16 protein-coding genes and 2 tRNA genes are annotated in these 22,471 nt (G+C 34.2%); 4 read left to right on the top strand and 14 right to left on the bottom strand.

Annotated features, from left to right (window positions below; all coding sequences use genetic code 11):
- Window positions 1-104 precede the first annotated feature (104 nt).
- The 3 genes from ACIQ0M_RS03195 (at window position 105) to ACIQ0M_RS03185 (ending at window position 6,265) form a co-directional block, all read left to right on the top strand.
- Window positions 105-186: transfer RNA gene (locus ACIQ0M_RS03195), tRNA-Leu, on the top strand.
- Between the two features lie 167 nt (window positions 187-353).
- Window positions 354-4,013: a gliding motility-associated C-terminal domain-containing protein gene (locus ACIQ0M_RS03190; RefSeq protein WP_396149642.1), complete on the top strand. Its 3,660-nt coding sequence runs from the start codon at window positions 354-356 to the stop codon at window positions 4,011-4,013.
- A gap of 125 nt (window positions 4,014-4,138) precedes the next feature.
- Window positions 4,139-6,265 (top strand): M3 family metallopeptidase, encoded by a 2,127-nt coding sequence (locus ACIQ0M_RS03185; protein WP_396149640.1) that lies wholly within the window; start codon window positions 4,139-4,141, stop codon window positions 6,263-6,265.
- Window positions 6,266-6,332: 67 nt separating this feature from the next.
- Here the strand turns inward: ACIQ0M_RS03185 and ACIQ0M_RS03180 are convergent, their stop codons facing one another.
- The 6 genes from ACIQ0M_RS03180 to ACIQ0M_RS03155 all read right to left on the bottom strand — a co-directional run bounded on the left by ACIQ0M_RS03180 (window position 6,333) and on the right by ACIQ0M_RS03155 (window position 11,060).
- Window positions 6,333-6,695: a nuclear transport factor 2 family protein gene (locus ACIQ0M_RS03180; RefSeq protein WP_396149638.1), complete on the bottom strand. Its 363-nt coding sequence runs from the start codon at window positions 6,693-6,695 to the stop codon at window positions 6,333-6,335.
- Window positions 6,695-7,570 (bottom strand): pseudouridine synthase, encoded by an 876-nt coding sequence (locus tag ACIQ0M_RS03175; RefSeq protein ID WP_396149636.1) that lies wholly within the window; start codon window positions 7,568-7,570, stop codon window positions 6,695-6,697. The genes ACIQ0M_RS03180 and ACIQ0M_RS03175 overlap by 1 nt, the downstream gene beginning before the upstream one ends.
- Window positions 7,571-7,631: 61 nt before the next feature.
- Window positions 7,632-8,552, bottom strand: coding sequence for a geranylgeranylglycerol-phosphate geranylgeranyltransferase (locus tag ACIQ0M_RS03170; RefSeq protein ID WP_396149634.1), 921 nt, complete (start codon window positions 8,550-8,552; stop codon window positions 7,632-7,634).
- A gap of 77 nt (window positions 8,553-8,629) precedes the next feature.
- Window positions 8,630-9,568 (bottom strand): mevalonate kinase, encoded by a 939-nt coding sequence (locus ACIQ0M_RS03165; RefSeq protein WP_396149632.1) that lies wholly within the window; start codon window positions 9,566-9,568, stop codon window positions 8,630-8,632.
- 34 nt (window positions 9,569-9,602) lie between these two features.
- On the bottom strand, window positions 9,603-9,953 hold the full coding sequence (locus ACIQ0M_RS03160) for a four helix bundle protein (protein ID WP_396149630.1): 351 nt from the start codon (window positions 9,951-9,953) through the stop codon (window positions 9,603-9,605).
- Between the two features lie 18 nt (window positions 9,954-9,971).
- A complete protein-coding gene (locus ACIQ0M_RS03155) occupies window positions 9,972-11,060 on the bottom strand; it encodes a diphosphomevalonate/mevalonate 3,5-bisphosphate decarboxylase family protein (protein ID WP_396149690.1) in 1,089 nt (362 codons plus the stop codon).
- Between the two features lie 85 nt (window positions 11,061-11,145).
- Between ACIQ0M_RS03155 and ACIQ0M_RS03150 the strand changes: the two genes are divergently transcribed.
- A complete protein-coding gene (locus ACIQ0M_RS03150; protein ID WP_396149628.1) occupies window positions 11,146-11,622 on the top strand; it encodes a TspO/MBR family protein in 477 nt (158 codons plus the stop codon).
- Between the two features lie 72 nt (window positions 11,623-11,694).
- Here the strand turns inward: ACIQ0M_RS03150 and ACIQ0M_RS03145 are convergent, their stop codons facing one another.
- The 8 genes from ACIQ0M_RS03145 to dnaE form a co-directional block, all read right to left on the bottom strand.
- A complete protein-coding gene (locus ACIQ0M_RS03145) occupies window positions 11,695-12,261 on the bottom strand; it encodes a pseudouridine synthase (protein WP_396149688.1) in 567 nt (188 codons plus the stop codon).
- A gap of 238 nt (window positions 12,262-12,499) precedes the next feature.
- Window positions 12,500-12,573 (bottom strand) — tRNA-Asp (locus ACIQ0M_RS03140).
- A gap of 86 nt (window positions 12,574-12,659) precedes the next feature.
- Complete coding sequence (locus ACIQ0M_RS03135) at window positions 12,660-13,586, bottom strand: DUF58 domain-containing protein (protein WP_396149626.1); 927 nt, start codon at window positions 13,584-13,586, stop codon at window positions 12,660-12,662.
- Window positions 13,587-13,694: 108 nt separating this feature from the next.
- Complete coding sequence (gene trxA, locus ACIQ0M_RS03130; RefSeq protein WP_112085032.1) at window positions 13,695-14,012, bottom strand: thioredoxin; 318 nt, start codon at window positions 14,010-14,012, stop codon at window positions 13,695-13,697.
- 245 nt (window positions 14,013-14,257) lie between these two features.
- Window positions 14,258-15,127 carry an Abi family protein gene (locus tag ACIQ0M_RS03125; RefSeq protein WP_396149624.1) on the bottom strand — a complete coding sequence of 290 codons (870 nt, stop codon included), beginning with the start codon at window positions 15,125-15,127 and terminating at the stop codon, window positions 14,258-14,260.
- Window positions 15,128-17,617, bottom strand: a complete 2,490-nt coding sequence (locus ACIQ0M_RS03120; RefSeq protein WP_396149622.1) for a hypothetical protein — start codon at window positions 17,615-17,617, stop codon at window positions 15,128-15,130.
- Window positions 17,554-17,898, bottom strand: coding sequence for a hypothetical protein (locus tag ACIQ0M_RS03115; protein ID WP_396149620.1), 345 nt, complete (start codon window positions 17,896-17,898; stop codon window positions 17,554-17,556). The genes ACIQ0M_RS03120 and ACIQ0M_RS03115 overlap by 64 nt, the downstream gene beginning before the upstream one ends.
- A gap of 28 nt (window positions 17,899-17,926) precedes the next feature.
- Window positions 17,927-22,441, bottom strand: coding sequence for a DNA polymerase III subunit alpha (gene dnaE, locus ACIQ0M_RS03110; protein WP_396149618.1), 4,515 nt, complete (start codon window positions 22,439-22,441; stop codon window positions 17,927-17,929).
- Between the last annotated feature and the right edge of the window lie 30 nt (window positions 22,442-22,471).

Genomic DNA, 22,471 nt, shown 5'->3' with positions numbered 1-22,471 from the left:
ACGAAAAAATTAAGGGTAAAAAAATTGATTCTTCTTGATTAAAATTCAAAATAATCTCTATATTTGCACCCACTTATTGAAACAGCTACTGTTTTTATTCGCCCGCGGGTATGGTGAAATTGGTAGACACGCCAGACTTAGGATCTGGTGCCGCAAGGTGTGAAGGTTCGAGTCCTTTTACCCGCACTAAACCTCAACGAAAGTTGGGGTTTTTTTATCTCAAAAAATTTATTTATCAAACTATAACGTTTGCGAATTGCTTTTTTATAAAAATAACGTTCCCCTAATTTAGATTTCTTTAAAAATACTTACCTTAGTTCATAATATAGTCTAAAATCAAATTTAAAATCCATATGAAAAGAATTACTAAACTTTTCTGTTCTTTGTTTTTAATTTCATTCTCCTCTCTGTTTAGCCAAAATTTCGGGACTTTTGCCTCGGCTGTTTGGTTAACAGATTGTACTACTTCCAACTTTTTTAACACAACCGGCGAAGGTCCGAGCTTGATTGGCCCACCTGAAAATGTGTTTACGAATACCAATTTTGGTGTTTTTATTCAAAACTCCGGAACGTTTATATTACGCGGTGGTGAAGTGAAAACATTTAAAAACAGCAACGGTAATGCTTGTAGTGTTAGAATGAACTACCGAATTTACCTTGAATCAGATATTCCCGGCGGATTTAACACTATTGATTTTCCATTTTTTAATGACTGTAACACGGCAATTAGTGAATTCCCTTCCGGTGGACCCTGTGGCGAAGGTGATCAAAAATGGCAAAGAGTTATTGCTGATGGGGAAACAACTCCTTTTGCACCAATTGACTTAACAACGTTTGCTCCCGGAAACTATGTGTTGGAAGTATTTTTTGAAGCCACTGGAGATTTGAATTCTTCCACAGAATGTGATGACATTGTTTTTGTTAACGACGGTGGAAATAATTATAAAGCCTTCTTCTCAGTGAGAACCAATCCAACGTTTATATCATCCAATCCATCCACTTGTTCCGGTGCTGATGGAAGTATAACCCTTTCGAATTTGAATCCGGATTCAACCTATGCATTTTCTTATTCAGATGGAGGTTCCACCATTGGTCCTAATTCAATTACGGCTGATAATAATGGTGAATTTATCCTTTCAAATCTGACAGCCGGAAATTATAGTAATTTTAATTTTGCAATTAACAATTGTTCCACAACGGTAAATAATTCAGTAGTATTAAACGATCCGACGGTAAATCCGCCCACTTCAGGAGGAAATCAAACGGTTTGCGAGGCAAGTCCGATTCAAACATTAACAGCAAATGCAACAACATCAGATGGTTCAATTATTGTTTGGTATGATGCAGAAGTAGATGGAAATATCGTAACAAACCCAACTTTGGGAACTGTTGGAAGTATCACTTATTATGCTGAAGGACAAAATGAAACTTCCAATTGCATTAGTTTAACTCGAACAGCAGTTACGTTAACCATCAACCCTGCTCCTGCTGCTCCAACCGGAGAAACGACTCAAACTATTTGTAGCCCTTTAACTGTGGTTTTTACACTAAATTTTTTAGTAGTGAATGGAACCAATTTACAATGGTATGCAGATGCTGATGGAACAATTCCTTTGACATCAGATACACCTCTAGTGAATAATACAACCTATTATGTTACTCAAACTGTAAACGGTTGTGAAAGTAACGAAACATTAGCTGTTTTATTTCTACAAAATAACCAGCTATTACCAACGGTTACGGTTGTTCAACCCACTTGTCCTGATCCAATTGGGAGTATAACGGTAACTAGTCCGGTGTCGAGTGGAAATTTATATTCTGACTTGATTATCTCTGAAGTTACCGATGAATCGATTGGTTCTTTAACATACATTGAATTGTTCAATGGAACCGGGAGTACTATTGATTTATCAAATTATCGTATTAAAGTATACAATAATGGAAACACCAATCCGTCTTGTAATTTGTTACTGAGTGGTTTGATTAATACTAATTCTGTGCGTATCATTTCGATTGGAAGTAATGGGAATCAAGGAGGAGTGGTTCCTGATTTGGTATTTGCAGGTTGTGGTGGAGTCAATATTGATGACAACATCCGCTTGACAAACTCTGCCGATGCTGAAATTGATGTATGGGGAAGAATAGATGGTGAAGCATTTACTCCAAACAATGAACCCGGATACACATACAGAAGATTAGCTACTGCTTCCGCTCCAAGCTCAACGTGGAATGCTGCTGATTGGGAAGTTATTGACCCGCAAGACTATACAAATGTTGGAGAATTTATTAATGTGTCTTCTTCGTCGTATGAATATAGTATTGATAACGGTATTTCATTTCAAACCAATCCGTTTTTTGAAGATTTAGAACCCGGAAATTATACCGTTGTTGTACGAGATATAATAACCGGATGTTTTAGTCAGTCACTTGAAGTGGCTCTAAACCAGCCGAATAATGAAGCTGTACCTGTATTTAATTTTGGTGAAACTATCGTAATTTGTTTCAATCAACCTGTACCAAGTTTACCGACTTCTGATAACAATGGTATAACCGGAAATTGGAATCCTACTACGATTGACAACACACAATCCGGAAACTACACCTTTACACCCGATGAAAACCAATGTGCTACTACATTCATTTTAACGGTTACAGTCAACAACTTTCCAACACCTGTTTTCGATTTTGGAAACAATCTTACCATTTGTTCAGGTGATGAAATACCTGTCTTACCCGCGGAAGACAACAACGGTGTCAATGGTTTTTGGGAGCCTGCTACGATTGATAATGAAGTAGGAAATACTTATACTTTTATAGTTAACAATTCTGAATGTGCATCAAATTTTATTTTAACGGTTATTGTAAATGAATTAGTTACACCCGTTTTCAACTTTGGAAATGCTATAACCATATGCTCTGGTGAAACTGTTCCAAATCTTCCAACCACAGATAACAATGGTGTGAATGGTATTTGGACACCGGCATCAATAGATAATACACAAACAGCTAATTATACTTTTGAACCAACAGATGCTTGTGTCGAAAGTTTTACTTTAACTGTGACTGTTTCAACACAGGTTACTCCTGTTTTTTCTTTTGGAAATCAATTAACCATCTGCTCTGGTGAAACTGTTCCAAGTCTTCCGACCTTAGATAATAATGGTATGAATGGTGTTTGGACTCCGGCATCAATAGACAATACAAAGCCAGCTAATTATACTTTTGAACCTTCAGATGATTGTGCCGAAAGTTTTATATTGAATGTAATTGTAAATGACCCAATTACACCTGTATTTTCGCTTCCTTCTTCAATTTGTTTCAATAGTAATGCTGAAACATTACCTACTGAATCTGAAAACGGGATAATCGGAACCTGGAATCCATCAACAATTAATTCCACCAACGATACACTTTATACCTTTACACCAGCAAGTACATCTTGTGCAACTGGTTTTTCAACTACTATTGCTGTTTTACCTACTTTTTCGATAGAAATTTTTGACCAGTGTGAAAACAACCAATTCACCATTGGTGTAGAACTTAATGACAACTCCAATGTGATTTTAACAGATTATTCCTGGATAAATGAAAATGGTACGGTTGTCGGAACAAACTCTTCCACTTTTAACATTACTGAATACATCCGAAGTACGCCTCAGACTGAAACTTTTCCATTATTCTTTACGGTAAGGGCTACCTCTATTGACGGCTGTTTTGCAGAAGAAAACATCAGCATTCCAACGATTTTTTGTGGAATTCAAAAAGGAATTTCGCCCAACGGAGATAATTTAAATGACTTTTTCGATTTAGCCTTATTGGATGTAGAAAAACTTTCCATCTTTAATCGTTATGGAAGAAAAGTGTACACACAGAACAATTATACCAATCAATGGTTCGGCCAGACTGATGATGGAAAAGAGTTACCTTCTGCCACTTATTATTACTTCATTGAATTCAGAAATGGCGAATCTAAGAGCGGCTGGATTTACATCATGCGGGAGGAAAGCAGATAAAAAAGTTAAGTTTCAATTTTAAAGCCAATCATTGATTTTGATTGGCTTTTTGTCTTAAAAATAAGTTAATCTAAAAACCCTACCGTCAAAAAATCATTACTTTGGCAACATAAATTATGTTACCAATGAAAAATAAAATTTTAGTACTCATGCTTATGGGAATTTCTACTACTCAAATTGAAGCACAAGAACTCAAAACATCGTTTTCCACTAATCCTTTTCTCAATTCGTATAACACACCTTTTAATGTTCCACCATTTCATTTAATTAAGAATGAGCATTTTACAGTGGCTATAAAAGAGGGTATAAAAAAGCAAGATGCTGAAATAAAAGCAATTGTAAATAACAAAAGTGTTCCAACGTTTGAAAACACTATTTTGGCATTAGAAAATTCAGGCGAATTATTGTCCAATGTGTCCACCGTTTTTTATAATTTGAATTCGGCCAACACCAATGAAGAAATTCAAAAAATAGCTACAGAAATTGCTCCTTCAATGTCGGCTCACCGGGATAATATCAATCTTAATGACAAATTGTTTACCAGAGTAAAAACCGTTTGGGAACAAAAAGATAAACTAAAATTAAACCCTGAACAACATAAACTTTTAGAGAAAACTTACAAAGGATTTGTGCGAAGTGGTGCCAATTTAAATGAAAAAGACAAACAACGTCTTCGCGAATTAAATAGTGAAATGGCTGTTTTGACTTTAAAATTTGGTCAAAACATTCTATCAGAAACCAATAATTACGAGTTAGTTATTAATAACAAAGAAGATTTAGCCGGTCTTTCTGCTGATTTAATTGATGCAGCTGCCGAAACTGCCAAAGCAAAAGGTAAACCAGGCAAATGGGTTATCACCTTGTCAAACTCGAGTGTAATGCCATTCCTTCAATATGCTTCTAATCGAAAATTGAGAGAACAAATTTGGACTGCCTATAAAAACCGTTGCAACAATGGCAATGAATTTGACAATAATAGCAATGCCATTCGTTTGGCTTCACTGAGATCCGAAAAAGCAAAATTATTAGGCTATAAAACCCATGCTCATTATGTTTTGGAAGAAAGTATGGCAAAAACTCCAGAAAAAGTAACGGAATTTTTAAATCAACTTTGGGAACCAGCATTGGCTAAAGCCACCGTGGAAGAAGCTGAGATTAAGAAAATGATGATGGACGAAGGAATACAAGGAGAGGTTCAACCCTATGATTGGCGTTATTATAGCGAAAAAATCAGAAAACAAAAATTTGATTTAGACGAACAAGAATTAAGACCCTATTTTAGTTTGGAGGCTGCCACCGAAGGCGTTTTTATGGTTTGCGAAAAATTATACGGTTTAAAATTCAAAGAATTAAAAGATGTTCCCACTTATCATAACGAAGCTACCGTTTGGGAAGTAACTGAAAAAAACGGAAATCATGTTGGGATTCTATATATGGATTTTTATCCAAGAGATTCAAAACGTGGTGGTGCTTGGATGACCTCTTATCGCCCACAATCTACAGACAATGGCAAACGAATTCCACCCGTCATTTCGATTGTATGTAATTTTTCTAAACCAACGGAAAACACACCGGCTTTGTTCACATTTGATGAAGTCACTACCTATTTTCATGAATTTGGACATGCTTTACATGGATTATTATCCGATGTAACGTATAAAAGTCTGGCCGGAACCAGTGTTTCAAGAGACTTTGTTGAACTGCCTTCGCAAGTAATGGAAAACTGGGCTGCAGATCCTGAAGTTTTAAAAATGTATGCAAAACATTATAAAACCGGACAAGTAATTCCGGATGCTTTAATTCAAAAGTTAGTTAATGCCGGTACTTATGGACAAGGTTTTGCCACTGTAGAGTATTTGGCTTCTGCCTTTTTAGATATGGATTTTCACACTTCAGAGGGAACAATCAGCGGAACTGCTAATGATTTTGAACTGAATTCAATGAACAACAAAGGTTTAATTAGTTCCATTATTCCAAGACATCGAGCAAACTATTTTAGTCATGTGTTCTCAGGTGGCTATTCTGCTGGGTATTACAGCTATATTTGGTCTGGAGTTTTAGATACGGACGCTTTTGATCAGTTTAAAAAAACATCTTTATTCAATGCGGAAAAAGCAAACTCTTTCCGTAAAAATATCTTAGAAAGAGGAGGAACAGAAGAACCAATGAATTTGTATAAAAAATTCAGAGGAGCAGAACCAAGTATCGAACCATTATTGAAAAAACGAGGCTTAGATAAAAAATCAAAATAAATAAAGTAGGTTAATTTAATTCAAAAAAATCCCGAGTGACTATCATTTCGGGATTTTTTATTTTTTATTAACCATGGTAAACTCGGGAGAGAACTATTTTTCCATCTCGAATTTCAAGTACCTCAGCCACGAGCATATCTTCTTCATTTTCTACAGAACGTACATATTCCATAAATACCCTATCCGTATTTGCCGTTAACGAAGTTACTTTATAGTGCAATGTTGGCAATCGATCAAACGCATCTTTCCACCATTCTCGCATGGCTTCTTTACCGATTACTAAACCATTGGTTTCCGGTTTTCTGATTTTTAGTTTAGGACTGAAATGTTGAGCATTATCATCATACAAAGACAGTAATTGTTCTAAATTATGCTGATTAAATGCCTCAAACCACTTGTAAGCTATTGAGGTGATTTCCTGCGAATTCATTAATAATTCTTCAAGTTAATAATTTCTTGCTCTGTCAAAAATCGCCAATTTCCTCTCGGTAGATTTTTCTTGGTTAAACCTGCAAAAGAAACCCGATCTACTTTTAACACATCGTACTTAAACTTTTCAAAAATTGCACGAACCACTTTAACATTGGCCGTTCTTAACTTAATTCCAACTTCCGTTTTAGGTTGGTCTTCGATGTAACTAATTTCATCCACATACAATTTATGTTCTTCAAAAGTTACCCCACCGGCGATTTTCTCTAAGTCCTCGTACTTTAAATTTTTGTCAAGCGTAACTTGATATATTTTTGTTGACTTTTGATTCGGTAAACTGAATTTTCGAATCATATCAGTATCATTGGTGAAAAGCAGTAAACCTGTGGTATTTTTATCCATTCTGCCAATGGGTTGCACTTTTGCTTGTGTTGAATTTTTAATCAACTCAAAAACATTTCGCATATCACGGTCATCCTCTACTGAAGTGGTAAAATTTTTGGGTTTATTCAACAAAATGTATTCTTTTTTCTCTGGAATAATGGTTGCTCCATCAAAATTTACCACATCTCCGGGTTTCACTTTATATCCCATTTCGGTAATCACTTCGCCATTCACTTTTACATTTCCTGATTGAATGTAAATATCCGCATCACGACGTGAACAAGCACCGGAGTTGGCAATGTATTTATTTAAGCGAATATCATCTGATTTCACTTTAGGTTTAGCTGGAGTAGCATCTGGATTAGGAGTGGCTTTTTTAGGTTTTTGTGAACGCTTTGCCATTGCCGGTTTTGGTTTACTAAAACCGCTTGGTTTTCCTTTTGTATTTTTGTTGGAAGTTGATTTTCTGCTGCTTCCGTCTTTTTTATTCATCGTTAAAATTTTTGCAAAGATACGGAATTGAAAATTGGTTTAAGAAGTTGTTTTTCCGCTTTTAGATAGCAAGTACTTCTCTACCGTTAAGTAACACAGAAGGTTTTATTAAAACAATACAAAAAACTCCGGCCACAATGATAATTTTGAGAATGTTATGCAAAAGAAGGTAATTTTCTTTTGAATCGGATTTCCATAATTTTAGCAAGAAAAAAATAAGCACACCAAAACTGGTGTAAAAATAAATATCCATATAGCCCACATCATACATTTCGATAAGAATATAAACCGGAATCACGGTACAAAAAACTAAAAATGTAATGATTTTTTTGGAAAAATTTTCCCCTAAAATCACCGGAATAGTTCGGTAATTTTGAACTAAATCACCTTTAATATTTTCTAAATCTTTAATCATCTCGCGAATCAAAATCAATAGAAATAGGAATGAAGCATGTGCAAAAATGACATAGTACTTTTCATTATTCAAATTTTGAAGAATCGCATCAATTTTTTGATAATACAATAGGATAGCAAAAAAAGGTAAAACGGCTAACAATGCAGCGGTTATATTTCCAACAATCGGATACTTTTTTATTTTATGTGAATAAAACCATATCAGAAAAATATAAACCGAAAAAAACAAAACGGCACGCCAAGAAACTAAAGTTGCTATCAGAAATACAAAAAAATTAAGTCCAAAATATACTTGTAGTTTCGTTTTTTGGGAAACCAAACGATCCAACATCGTTTTGTTAGGCTTGTTAATCAAGTCTTTTTGACTATCGTAAAAGCTATTGATAATATAGCCGGACGCAATTGTTAACGAAGAGGCCAACACGATGATAAACAAATTGAAATCTAAAATAACATTTAATGCCCTTTTTTCTTGCGAAAGTATAAATATGGCCGAAAGATATTGAGCTAAAATGATTATGGGAATATTATAGCCTCTCACTACAGAAAACAAACTGATTATTTTCATAAGAATCAATTTGTTTTTTCTGGATAATGCCATAGTGTAAGACAAAAATCAAGGGCCTATCTTGATTTTTGTATATATTAAAATTGATAAACTACTTCTAATTTATAGTCTTTTAGGGAAGCTTTGGCCTTTTCCAAATCTTGAGTAAAACCTAGAATATAACCACCACCACCGGAACCACACAATTTTAAATAATAATCGTTTGTGTCAATCCCTTTTTGCCAAACTTGATGAAATTGTTCGGGAATCATGGGTTTAAAATTATTCAATACCACTTTAGATAACTTCTTAGTGTTACTAAAAAGGGATTTCATGTCGCCTTGTAAAAAGTTTTCTACACAGGCATCGGTATATTTTACAAATTGGTTTTTCAGCATGGTACGAAAACCTTGGTCTTTCAAATTTTCCATAAAAATGTTGACCATCGGTGCTGTTTCTCCAACAATTCCGGAATCTAACAAAAATACAGCTCCTTTCCCATTGGCTACCTGAGATGGAATTCCGGTTGGCTCGATATTATCTTTGGAATTGATTAAAATTGGCAAACTTAAATAACTGTTCAATGGATCTAATCCTGAACTTTTACCATGGAAAAAAGATTCCATTTGAGAAAAGATATTTTTTAGTTGCAATAATTTTTCACGGGTTAAATTCTCTAAAACCGTGATGGTATTATTGGCATATTTATCATAAATAGCAGCCACTAAAGCTCCGCTACTTCCCACGCCATATCCTTGTGGGATTGAGGAATCAAAGTACATTCCTCTTTCAATATCTTGATTTAAAACTTCCAGATTGAACGTTACCAACTCCGGTTGTTCGGTTTGCAATTGAGCTAAATAGACCGCAAATCGCTTTAAACTTTCGTTGGATTTTATAGCTTCAGGTGACGGATTTTCACTCACTTTCAATGCTCCGTTATAAAAATTATACGGAATCGAAAGCCCTTTTGAATCTTTGATGATTCCGTATTCTCCGAAAAGAAGAATTTTTGAGTAAAAAAGTGGTCCTTTCATATTTAATTTATAATTGACAATTAATAATTGATAATTATTTTGACTTTGATGTGTTTATAATACTGGTCAGCAATTTTAAAATCTCAATATTCTTAACTTTTATAGTATGAAATTCTATTTCATTTATAAACTTTGTTTCAAATAATAAATCTAACCAATATTCTGTTTCATTTGCTTCTTTCAAGGAAATTGCTAATTTGTGAATAAAATCTGCTTTGCTTTCCGCTTGTTCTGCTTCTCTCACATTTGCACCAATTGATGTTCCTGAACGAAGTAGCTGTCTAGATAAAATAAATTCTCTTCTATCAACTAAAACCTTATAAAGGTAAACTATTTCTACTGCGAATTCAAAAGATTTTTCTTTAATTACATTTTTTTTCTCCATATCAAGAATTGTCAATTGTTAATTATGCATTATCAATTGAGCTCCGTTTCCAATTTCGTCACAAATATACTGTTCGTTTTGACAATACACAACTAATTCATTCTTAATAAATTGCAAAACTTCTTCTCTAACGTTTTCGGGATACAACACATGCACATTTGCACCGGCATCCAACGTAAAACAAACCGGAATAGCGGTTTCCTCCCTAAATTTCCAAATTTTATTAATGATTTCCAGCGTATTGGGTTTCATCAAAATAAAATACGGCATCGATGTCATCATCATAGCATGAAGAGTTAATGCCTCACTTTCAACCAATTTTACAAATTCGTCAACTTCTCCATTGGCTAAAATAGCTTTCATTTTCGACAAATTCTGATGAGCTTGTTCAAATCGTTTTTCGGCAAAGGGATGACCATTCATCAAATCGTGACCTAACGTACTACTAACTTGTTTTTCGCCTTTGTCAACCAGTAAAATTGTGTCATGATAATTTTTAAAATTAGGATGAAGTGTTGAAAATTCAACCCCAAATAAATCTGAACTGTTTTGTGTTTCCAGATGATTTCCCCAAATGACTACTTCGCCTTTTACACTTCTACAAGCACTACCGGAACCTAGACGAGCTAAAAATGAAGCCTTTTGGTTGAAATATTCGTCCGTCATTTCGGGATTTAATTTTTTTTCTAAACTCATAAAATTCACTGCCAAGGCCGCCATCCCGGAGGCGGAAGAAGCAATTCCTGAACTGTGTGGAAAAGTATTTTGTGTATCAATCGTAAAATGATAGTCTTTTAAAAAGGGTAAATACACTTCCACTCGTTCCAAAAATTTTTGAATTTTCGGTCGGAACGATTCTTTTGGTTTTCCTTCAAATAACAAATCGAAAGAAAAATGATCTGTTTTGTCAATTTTAGAAAAAGATAAATTTGTAATGGTTTTACAATTTTTCAACGTAAAACTAATGGATGGATTGGCAGGAATTTGATTTTCCTTTTTTCCCCAATATTTTACTAAGGCAATGTTGCTTGGTGCTGACCATTGAAAACTGCCCTTTTCGATTGTTTGAGAATAATTTTTCGGAATAAAATCAGAAGGCGTAAGCATGCAATTTATTTTTGACAAAGATACATTTTTTGAATGATTCCCTCTTTTTTGACAACAGATTTGTTACATTTGAATAAAAATTACCATGTCAAAATCTCTCAAAATTGCGATTGCTGTCATAGTTTGTTTAGCGGTTGGTTATGGTGCCGGAATGGCTACACAATCTTCCATTGAAACTTGGTATCCAACGTTAATCAAACCTATCTTTAATCCACCGAATTGGTTATTTGCTCCGGTTTGGACACTTTTATATGTGATGATGGGCGTGAGTGCCGGATTAGTTTGGAGCAAAATGGAAGTTGTTCCTCTTTTAGTAAAAAAAGCACTGTGGGTTTTTGCCATTCAATTGATTTTAAATGCGTTGTGGAGTTTTTTGTTTTTTGGAATGTGCAATCCGTTTTTGGCTTTCATTGAAATTTTGTTGCTTTGGTTGATGATTTTGGAAACCATCAAATTATTTAAACCGATTGACGCTTTGGCCAGTAAATTATTGATACCGTATTTACTTTGGGTAAGTTTTGCGACGCTTTTGAATGGTAGTATTTGGTGGTTGAATCGTTAATAATTTAATTGTTTCCTACTAATCATATTTGATTTTAGCCACTGATTCGCTGATTTTAAGACAAGAATATTTTTAAACTCCCAAAACACTATCAATTTCTTTCACTTCACCGGATTGTAAATCGCCTAAGTTAAAATTTCCAATTCGTACACGAACTAAACGAAGCGTGGGAAAACCAACCGCAGAGGTCATCTTACGAACTTGTCTAAACTTTCCTTCGGTTAAAGTAATCGAAACCCAAGAAGTGGGTCCGTGACGCTCATCGCGGATTTTTTGTGAACGTGCCGGAAAATTTGGATTGTCAATCAACTTAGCTTGGCATTTTTTGGTTTTGTATTTGGTTCCTTTAAAACCAATTAAAACACCGTTTTGTAATTGTTCGACAGCTTCTTGAGTAATAATGCCATCTACTTGAGCATAATATTCTTTTTCTACTTTTTTGCTTCGTATTATTTCACTCATCATTCCGTCAGTAGTTAGAATGATTAAGCCTTCAGAATCTTCATCCAAACGACCAATTGCCATAGTTCCCGGAGGAAAATTGTGTAATTCTCCCAACAGCTTCTTGGTTCGTTTTAGTTCATAGACAAACTGACTGAGGTAGCCGTAGGGTTTGTGGAGTAAAAAGTGGCGGTGGATAATCATCGTAATGAAATAATTCTAAATGAGATTCCTCCTATCGTCGGAATGACAAACTGAGTATGAAACTACTATAAATCAAAAAAGCTATCCACAAAGTGGAAAGCTTTTCATTGGTCTAACTACTAAACCAGGACTTCCTTTCGGTCGTCCAAAACAACACAACTATTTTCAATGCTTTTTTGGGCAAAAAAGCACTTTGTTACCAAAGTGCTTTTAAAAATTTTCCCAATTTTAGCGGTCTGGACGGGACTCGAACCCGCGACCCCATGCGTGACAGGCATGTATTCTAACCAACTGAACTACCAAACCTTCGCTTTATTGCGGTTGCAAATATACAACGTATTTCTATATCTGCAAGTGTTTTTTTTACTTTTTTTGGACGTTATTTAAAGTAGCTATCCAAACATTTGTTTTTCAACTAAATATGTCGTGAGAATTTTTTCAAAATTGGCTCCAACATTGACCGGAACATATTTTATTTTGTTCTGAGCACACGTCATGGCAACTTTTTTGAAATAGGAATCCACACTTTTTTCATACACTTCTTTGATGTTTTCGGCAAATAAATTGACGGTTTCACCCGATTCTACATCAATAAATTTACGAGGTGTATTGTCAAAATCGAAATTTAGTTCTCTTTTTTCATCTACCACATGAAACAAAACTACTTTGTGTTTATTATGTTTTAAATGTTGTAGAGCGTTGAATAGCTTTTCTTCTTCCCCATTTTGAAACATATCCGTAAACAAAACAATCATTGAACGACGGTGCATTTTTTCGGCAATTTGATGTAAAAAAGTAACCGTTTCGGTTGGTTTGGCCACTTTGGAATTTTCCAATAAATCTTCTAATTTGTTTAAAATCATACGATGGTGGCGATCACTACCTTTTTCAGGAGCATAATATTCATAGGTGTCTGAAAAAACACTTAATCCCACTGCATCCCGTTGTTTTTTGAGCAAATTCATTAAAACGGCAGCTGCTAAAACTGAAAAACCAATTTTACTCTCATAAAACGGCTGTCCCGATTCCAATTGAGGGAAATGCATGGAAGAAGAATTATCGATAATCAAATGACATCGCAAATTAGTTTCTTCTTCATATCGTTTGGTATATAAACGGTCGGTTTTAGCAAATAATTTCCAATCAATGTGTTTGGTACTTTCGCCTTTGTTATACACTTTATGCTCGGCAAATTCTGCTGAAAATCCGTGAAATGGCGATTTGTGCATTCCTGAAATAAAGCCTTCCACCACTTGATTGGCTAATAATTCTAAATGTTTAAAACCAGAAATGAGTTCTTTTTGTTGTTCAATCATCATCTTTTCTTTATCTATGTACCAAATTGGTTCGATTCAAAGATAAAGAAAAGTTAAGCATTAAAAAAGGCCTGATTTTCATCAGACCTTCAAATTTATTTTTATTAAAAATTATAACAACGCATCAATTGCATCGGTATAATTTTTCTTTGGAGCTACTCCTACTTGTCTTCCTACCACTTCACCATTTTGAAAAACTAATACCGTTGGAATATTTCTCACGCCATATTTTGCAGCAAATTCTTGGTTTGCATCTACGTCCACTTTTCCAACAACCGCTTTTCCTTCATATTCTGTTGCGATTTCATCGATAACCGGTCCAACCATCCTACATGGTCCGCACCAAGCTGCCCAAAAATCTACTACCACCGGTTTGTCTGATTTTAAAACTACTTCATCAAAAGTAGCGTCTGTAATTGCTAATGCCATTTTATATTTTTTTATTGATTATTATTTGTTTATTTAACATTGCAAATTTAAAAATTTAAAACTTAAAGTCGTGTTAATTGAAAATTAGTTTTGATTATGAATGTATTGGTGGAATTGATACAATACAAAACATAAAAAAAACCCAGAGCAAAAAAATGTCTGGGTTTACTTTCTTATTTTATAGTGCTCATCTATAGCAGCTTGTATAGTAGTGCACTTTGAGGGTACAAAGGTAATTAAAAAATTTATAAATCAAACTTTATTTTAGAATTAATTATGTTTTTTACAAGTTCGTTCTCCGATGTAGTTTCTAGTAAAATCTTTATTTCTTGTTCTAAATCATTAGCTCTATTTTTAGATACTTTACTCAATATGAAAAGTATCAATCGTAATGAAGCATTTAAATTTGTATTATTCCAGTTTTTAATTCTGTACTTTAAATTAGGAATTCTTTTTATACCAATTGGCTGATTATAATCAAAAAGTACGCCATTATGTGAGCATATATTTCTAATGTTAATAATTGATATTAAATAATTGTCCAACAAAGAAACCTCTCTAAAACCATATACTGCTGCTATTTGTTTTTTTAGTTCTGTATTTTTAAGGCTGGAGAACAGTTTATAAATTTGGCCAAATGTTAAAAATTCAAAAACTTTCCAGGCTGGTGCAAAATCACTTGGATATTTAACATGATGTTTTATCAGACTTTTGTTTTTAGTTTTTAAGATAAAATAAATAGTGTTGAATTCTTTTAAAATAGAGTTGTCAACTATTTTAGGGTCAACGTACCAAGTGTTATTGTCTTTATAATGATTTGATGCGTAATATAACAATTGCGTACGAAAATGAACTTCTACTCTATAAATGTATCTAAGGAGTAACATTTTCATATCAAAATCAAAATAGTAAAGTTTGATTATATCATTAAAATGAACGTGAGTTGTAAAATGATGTGTCATTCTATCCTGAAAATAGTACGAATAAAAACCTAAACGATAGTAACCAATATCGAGCAGGGTTTCTTTTACTTTTTCTATTTCACAATCAAATACCATTCCTCTGCTTTGAAGCAATACTATTTGTTCTTCAACTGTTGTGGCTGTTTTACCCATTTACTCAAAATACTTAAAATCTTCAATTAACATTCTATAGATTTCTTCCTTCACTAATTTAGTTTTTTCTGAAATCAATACTGTTTTTTCTAATAAATCTGAGCACTCATTAACCTCAGCATATTTTTTTATTTGAATTAATCCGCTGTCTTTGGTTACAAAATCTAGATAATCAAAATATTTAAAATAAGCTTCTTCATGCAAACCTACATTTTCTAAAATTTGACCTTTAGTATAATTCAAATTCCAATATTGATAAAATTCTTCAATAGTTGTTGCTAAATCATTGGCAACTGATTTAGATTTTTTGATTTCCTTTTGCAAAGTAGTTCTATAAAAACTTTCCTGATTGTTTGGACTCATAGGATTATCAACCCACACTTCCGGTGTACCAACAACTGGATTGTCTTTTTCAAACTTGGTAACCACACAACGGTTTTCTGCTAGGCCAAAAGCATAACATAATGCAAACCAATCTTCTTTTAAATTTTCTGAAATATTTGGTTTCCATAAATCATATTGATTTGCCCAAGTTGGATATTTTCCAACTAAATTTTTAGCAATAGCAAACCAAGTGAAACATACTTCAGAAGTGGGTAAATCGTATGCACAATATCCAAATTGGTCTGGTGTTCCACTTTGAATTCTAGTTATGTTGATATTTACAAACATATGATCAAGTTTGAACCAAACTCTATCAGGATTATATGACAACCTATTACATGTATCTTCTTTACATCTAACCAAGGCATTGTCTTCCATAAATCCAATAAAATTTCCATTGGAATAGCCATGAGGTGCACTCAAACCATTATGTTTTGTGTCATTTAAAGCAAAACCATTTTCATTTCCATTTGCTTTTTCATTTTTTGACGGATTTCTATATAAATTTAATCTTGGCTGTCTAACATATTTACCTGCCTTTGTTTTAATTTCAGGCAAACTGTCTCTCAGAGAAAATCTTTTATCAGAAATTTCTAAAGAACAGAATGTGTTTAAATAACTTTCAACAATAGGGTTTAATTCCTCGTCAATATCATTCCAATTGAAAGCTAAATCATTTTTCTTTACTTGGGTTAAATCTAAAACTTTTACTTTGTTTTCTCTTTCTTCATTTGGTTCATATTGCCAAATGGTAAAAGCCAAAGGCCATTTCCCTTTTAGTTTAAAAAACTCATTACTTGTAGTGATGAAACCATTTAAGTAGGTAAAATTTTCATCCCAAGTTTTTCTAAATTGTTTGTATGTTGGACGAGGAATTAACCAAGAAGTTGGTGTAAAAATCATTACCAATGGTTTTGCATCGGGTAATTTTTCGGTTTGTGCTTTGCAAATGTTTAAAATTTGCCCAAGAAAAGCTAAATAGCGTTCTTTCCCAGCGTCTGCACCCGTAAGTGCAAGGATATCAGTATTTATTTCATATTCCGCATCCGATTTTTCACGAGCAGAAACATTTTCATCTGTATTTTTATACGGTGGATTTAATAAAAAAGCCAATGGTTTATCAATTCCTTTGTTTGTGTTTTTTAAAACTGCTTTTTCTAATTCGTTGTAATAATCGGCACCGCTTCGGTCAAGAAAATTTAGACCTTCGTTTTCAGCTGTTTTGGGTACAATGGTAAAACCGGTTTCAATATGCCAAGGATCGGCTTTCATCCTTTTTTCAATAATCTTCAATAAATCAGGTTGAAGTTCCGAAATGATTTTATGTTTTAATTTTCCTTTATAACTGCTAATTAAGTTACCCGAACCTCCTGCTGGATCGAAAACTACATAATTTTCATGAATCGTTTCAAATACTTCATTTTTAGCAAACCAAAGTGCAAACTTACTTAAGTTATCATCGGTAAAAAATATTCCGTGTTGTTTTACATATTCTGGATCAATAGCTGCCAAAACCTCATCAAAACGAGAAAAATAATAATCAACCGTTAATCCCGAACCTTCATTTGTAAAAATATATTGGGTTTCAATAAACTTGATAAATTCCTTTTTATGCTTGGTAATAATGTTAATATTTTCTGATGCTTTCTTGCCAGAATAACCGATAACTTGAATGGTTTCTGTGTTGTCATTTTCTGCAACCGAAGACGTAATATCCCAATATGGAATTATAGAATAAAATGCATGAACAGCATCAATTGGATTCTCAAAAAAGAATTTCATTCGCTCAATAGCATGAATAAAATTGTGTTTATTTACAAGTATTCTTTCGGAATCAAGATTCTTAAGAACTTTTAAAATTTCGTAAGTTTCTGTAATTAAACTTTTCCTTCCATTAAAAAGTTCTCCCTTTAAGTCTTTAGGATCAAGCCAATATTGAGCTGCTTCTTTGATTAAAAGTTTATTGTTGTTGGCAGTTTTTCTCGCATTTTCTTTCCCCACTGTGCTTGGAGCAAGATTCGCATCAGCACTGTGAGATAAAATCACAGCATATTCCGGTAAGTTTTTAATTTTCCAAATGGCACAAAACTCATTTGAAATAACCATAATAGAATTATAAGAAAGACAAATTTCTTTTTATAATGTAATGCTTGATAAAAGCCATCAAGCCACTGTGTAAAATTTGTTTTGGCTTCAACAATAAGTTGTCCTTCAACATATCCATCTGCTCCGTGAGTATTTTGAGCAGATTCAATTTTAAATTTATCTTTAAAGAGTTTTGTAAATAATGGATATAGCAATTGTCTTTTTGCATCTTCATTTTCGTTACTTTCAATATATTTTTGAAGACTACGAAGCTCTTGATCGAAAGTTAAATTTTTTGCCATATTGTATATTTTCTCAAAAGTAAGTATTTTAATTCAATCTAAAATCTACGTTCAACTTTGATAATTCTGATAAAAGCTCGTTACTTATTTTGACTTTTAATTTTCTACTAGGCAATGATAATTGATTAACAACTCTTATTTCCTCCGTTGGAGCTTCTATTTCTATTTCAATGTCTTCTAAATTTTCAATATCTAAGTCATCATCCGAAGCAATTGCAATTGGTTTAATTTCTACTTCTTTTTTTACTTTTTCCAATTCCATTACCTCAAACGTAACCGCATTATCACCTTGAAATGTTTTAAAAATAGCACTTAACTCGGCAATCAAATTTTGTTGCAATGCCATAATATCCATTTGAATGGTTAGTTTTTTAGCGAATTGTGGCAACACATCCTGCAAGTACTGAATCAATTGAAACGTAATTCGTGGATCCCCTTTTTTGCCGGTTTCTTTGTTTGCCCAACCTTCTCGCACCATCACTTTTATAAACGTAAAATTATTTTGAATGATAAAATGTCGGAATTTTAAATATTCTTCACCATAAATTCTGAACTCATAGCTTTCATCATATCCTTCCAGCATAAAGGATGCCCAGCCTTTTCCGTTTTGAGCCACACGATGTTGCACGTTGGTAATAATTCCGCCAAAAGTCAACGTTTTATTCACATGTTGCTCCAAATTTTTAAGGTATTCTAATTTAGAATTACAAAAATATTTCATCTCAAAACGAAAATCATCCAACGGATGGCCGGAAATGTAAATACCAACCACTTCTTTTTCTTTGGCTAATTTTTCCATCGTACTCCATTCGTCGCAAGGAGGAACTTGTGGTTCTGCAATTTGAACATCACTGGCTTCACCAAACAAACTCACTTGAGCCGAATTTTCATTTTCCTGAAATTTTGCTCCGTAACGAATCGCTTTTTCCAAAAACGTAATGTTATCACCATCGTGATGGAAATATTGTGCCCGATGCGTAGACGAAAAACCATCAAAACCACCGGCTAAAGCTAAATTTTCAAAGGCCTTTTTATTCGCGGCACGCAAATCGATACGCTTCGCTAAATCAAAAATGGATTTATATTTTCCGTCTTTCAATCGATTTTGAACTATAGTTTCCACTGCTCCTGCTCCTACTCCTTTGATGGCACCCATTCCAAAACGAATCGCACCATCATCATTTACAGTAAATTTATAAAACGATTCATTTACATCCGGACTTAAAACCCGCAATCCCATTCGCTTGCATTCTTCCATAAAAAATGAAACCTGTTTGATGTCATTCATATTGTTAGAAAGCACTGCCGCCATGTATTCCGCAGGATAATGAGCTTTTAAATAAGCGGTTTGATAGCCAATCCAAGCGTAGCAAGTAGAGTGCGATTTGTTGAAGGCATAACTCGCAAAAGCTTCCCAATCTTTCCAAATTTTTTCTAAAACAGTTGCATCGTGACCTTTAGATGCAGCTTGTTCTATAAATTTTGGTTTCATTTTATCCAACGTTGCTCTATCTTTTTTTCCCATTGCTTTACGCAAAACGTCGGCATCACCTTTTGAAAAATCGGCCAAAGATTGAGACAAAAGCATTACTTGCTCTTGATAAACTGTAATTCCGTACGTCTCGCTTAAATATTCTGCACAAGCATCTAAGTCATATTTTATTTCTTCTTGGCCATTTTTTCTAAGAACAAAAGACGGAATATATTCTAATGGTCCCGGACGATACAACGCATTCATCGCAATTAAATCTCCAAAAACGGTTGGCTTTAAATCACGAAGGTACTTTTGCATTCCAACCGATTCATATTGAAAAATTCCAACTGTTTCACCACGTTGAAAAAGTTCATACGTCTTTACATCATCAATGGGAAAAGTATCCGGATCAAGTTCTTTTCCGGTTCTGTATTTAATTAATTTAACAGTGTCTTTTATTAATGTAAGGGTTTTTAATCCTAAAAAGTCCATCTTCAACAATCCGGCACTTTCTACCACCGAGTTGTCAAATTGAGTGACATATAAATCGGAATCCTTGGCCGTTGCCACAGGAACGAAATTGGTGATATCGCTTGGCGTAATGATGACTCCACACGCGTGAATTCCGGTATTTCGAAGCGAACCTTCCAACACTTTTGCTTGTTGGATGGTTTCTCCGGCTAAATCACCTTCGTTGGCAATGGCAATTAATTCTTTAATATTATCAAATTCATCCGAACGAACAGCTTTTTTTACTTCCTCAATTGAATCGGATAAAAATCGGGCTAAACTCCATTTTCCAGGCATCATTCCCGGAATCAATTTGGCTAATTTATCGGCTTCAAAAAGTGGTAAATCCAACACACGAGCGGTATCTCTCAACGAAGATTTGGTTGCCATTTTACCGTAGGTAATAATTTGAGCCACCTGATTGGAACCGTATTTATCAATCACATATTGCATCACACGACCACGACCTTCATCATCAAAATCGATATCAATATCGGGCATCGAAACCCTATCCGGATTTAGGAAACGCTCAAAAAGCAAATCGTATTCTAATGGGTCAATATTCGTAATCCACAAACAATACGCCACCACCGAACCGGCAGCAGAACCACGACCGGGTCCAACCGAAACATCCATTTCACGAGCGGCTCTGATAAAATCTTGAACAATCAAAAAGTAACCAGGATAACCTGTGTTTTCGATAGTTTTTAATTCAAAATCCAATCGTTCTTCAATTTCGGGAGTAATAGTCCCGTATCGCTTTTTAGCACCTTCATACGTAAGATATCTCAAATATAAATTTTCACCTCTTTTCCCTCCATCTTCTTCATCTTCAGAAACTAAAAACTCTTCAGGAATATCAAACTTTGGTAGTAAAACTCCACGAGCTAAATCGAAAATTTCAATTTTATCAACTACTTCATTGATGTTTAAAATGGCTTCGGGCAAATCAGCAAATAGTTTTTTCATTTCGTCTTCCGATTTGAAATAATACTCCTGATTGGGCAAACCATATCGATAGCCTCGACCTCGACCAATTGGTGTGGCTTGTTTTTCACCATCTTTTACACACAACAAAATGTCATGTGCATTGGCATCTTCTTTATTTAGGTAATAGGTATTGTTTGTAGCCACTAATTTAACCTGATACTTTTGCGAAAATTCAATCAAGGTTTTGTTCACCCGATTTTCATCTTCTTGATTATGACGCATGATTTCGAGATAAAAATCATCGCCAAATTGCTCTTTCCACCAAAGCAAAGCTTCTTCGGCTTGGTTTTCACCGATATTTAAAATTTTACCGGAAATTTCTCCATATAAATTTCCGGAAAGTACAATTACATCTTCTTTGTATTGTTCAACTATTGCTCTATCAATTCTTGGCACATAATAAAAGCCATCGATATAAGCAATAGAAGCCATTTTGGCTAAATTATGATAGCCTTTTTTATTTTTAGCCAAGAACACCACTTGATACCCGTTGTCTTTTTTGGTTTTGTCTTTATGGTTATCACAAATGTAAAATTCGCAACCTACAATCGGTTTAATTTCAGCATCTTCCGGTTCTTCGCTATTGGCAACAGCCGCATCAATTTTCGCTTTTACTGCTTTATTGTGGTTCATCACAGCACTCACAAAGTGAAAAGCTCCCATCATGTTTCCTGAATCGGTCATGGCAACTGCCGTCATTTTATTTTTAGCTGTAGCAGAAACCAGTGCCGGAATCGCAATTGTAGATTGTAAAACAGAAAATTGTGTATGGTTGTGAAGGTGAGCAAACTTTGCGTGTTTAAAATCTCTTTTCTCTTCGGCTGAAATGGTAGTTTGAACCGTTTCGTTTTCAATTTTTTGAAGCTTCTTTCTAATTTGCTCAGACGCTTCTTTGAGATTGATGTGTTTTAATCCAATTAATTGAATTGCCCTCGGATTTTTTAACTGAAAATCTTCAAAATATTCCGGTTCAACGTCGAGTTCTTCTTTGGTAAAAACTTCGGTTCGAATCAATTCTAAAAAACATCTTGTGGTGGCTTCTACATCGGCAGTGGCGTTGTGAGCTTCCGCAAAGGGTTCATTAAAAAGGTATTGATGTAATTCAGTAAGCGTTGGTAATTTGAATTTTCCACCCCTACCACCCGGAAGTTTTAATAAGGAAGCAGTAACTTCGGTACACGTATCCAAAATCGGCATTTTTGACATGGGTGAATCGATTCCCATTCTAAAAAATTCACATCCTAAAATATTGACATCAAACCCAACATTTTGTCCAACAATGTATTTTGCTTTTGACAATGCACTATTGAATTTCTCCAACATTTCTTTGATCTGAATACCATTTTGTTGAGCTAATTCGGTAGAAATCCCGTGAATTCTTTCTGCATCATACGGAATATTAAATCCGTCCGGTTGCACAAGATAATCTTGATGCTCAACCAAATTTCCCATTTCGTCGTGCAATTGCCAAGCAATTTGAATACAACGAGGCCAGTTGTTGGTATCGGTTAGTGGTGCATCCCATCGTTTGGGCAAGCCGGTGGTTTCGGTATCGAAGATCAAATACATGCGAAAGTGATTAGTGAAAAGTGATTAGTA

This window comes from Flavobacterium sp., from assembly GCF_044339515.1.
Classification (GTDB): Bacteria; Bacteroidota; Bacteroidia; order Flavobacteriales; family Flavobacteriaceae; genus Flavobacterium.
This window is presented reverse-complemented; position numbering and strand designations above follow the sequence as displayed.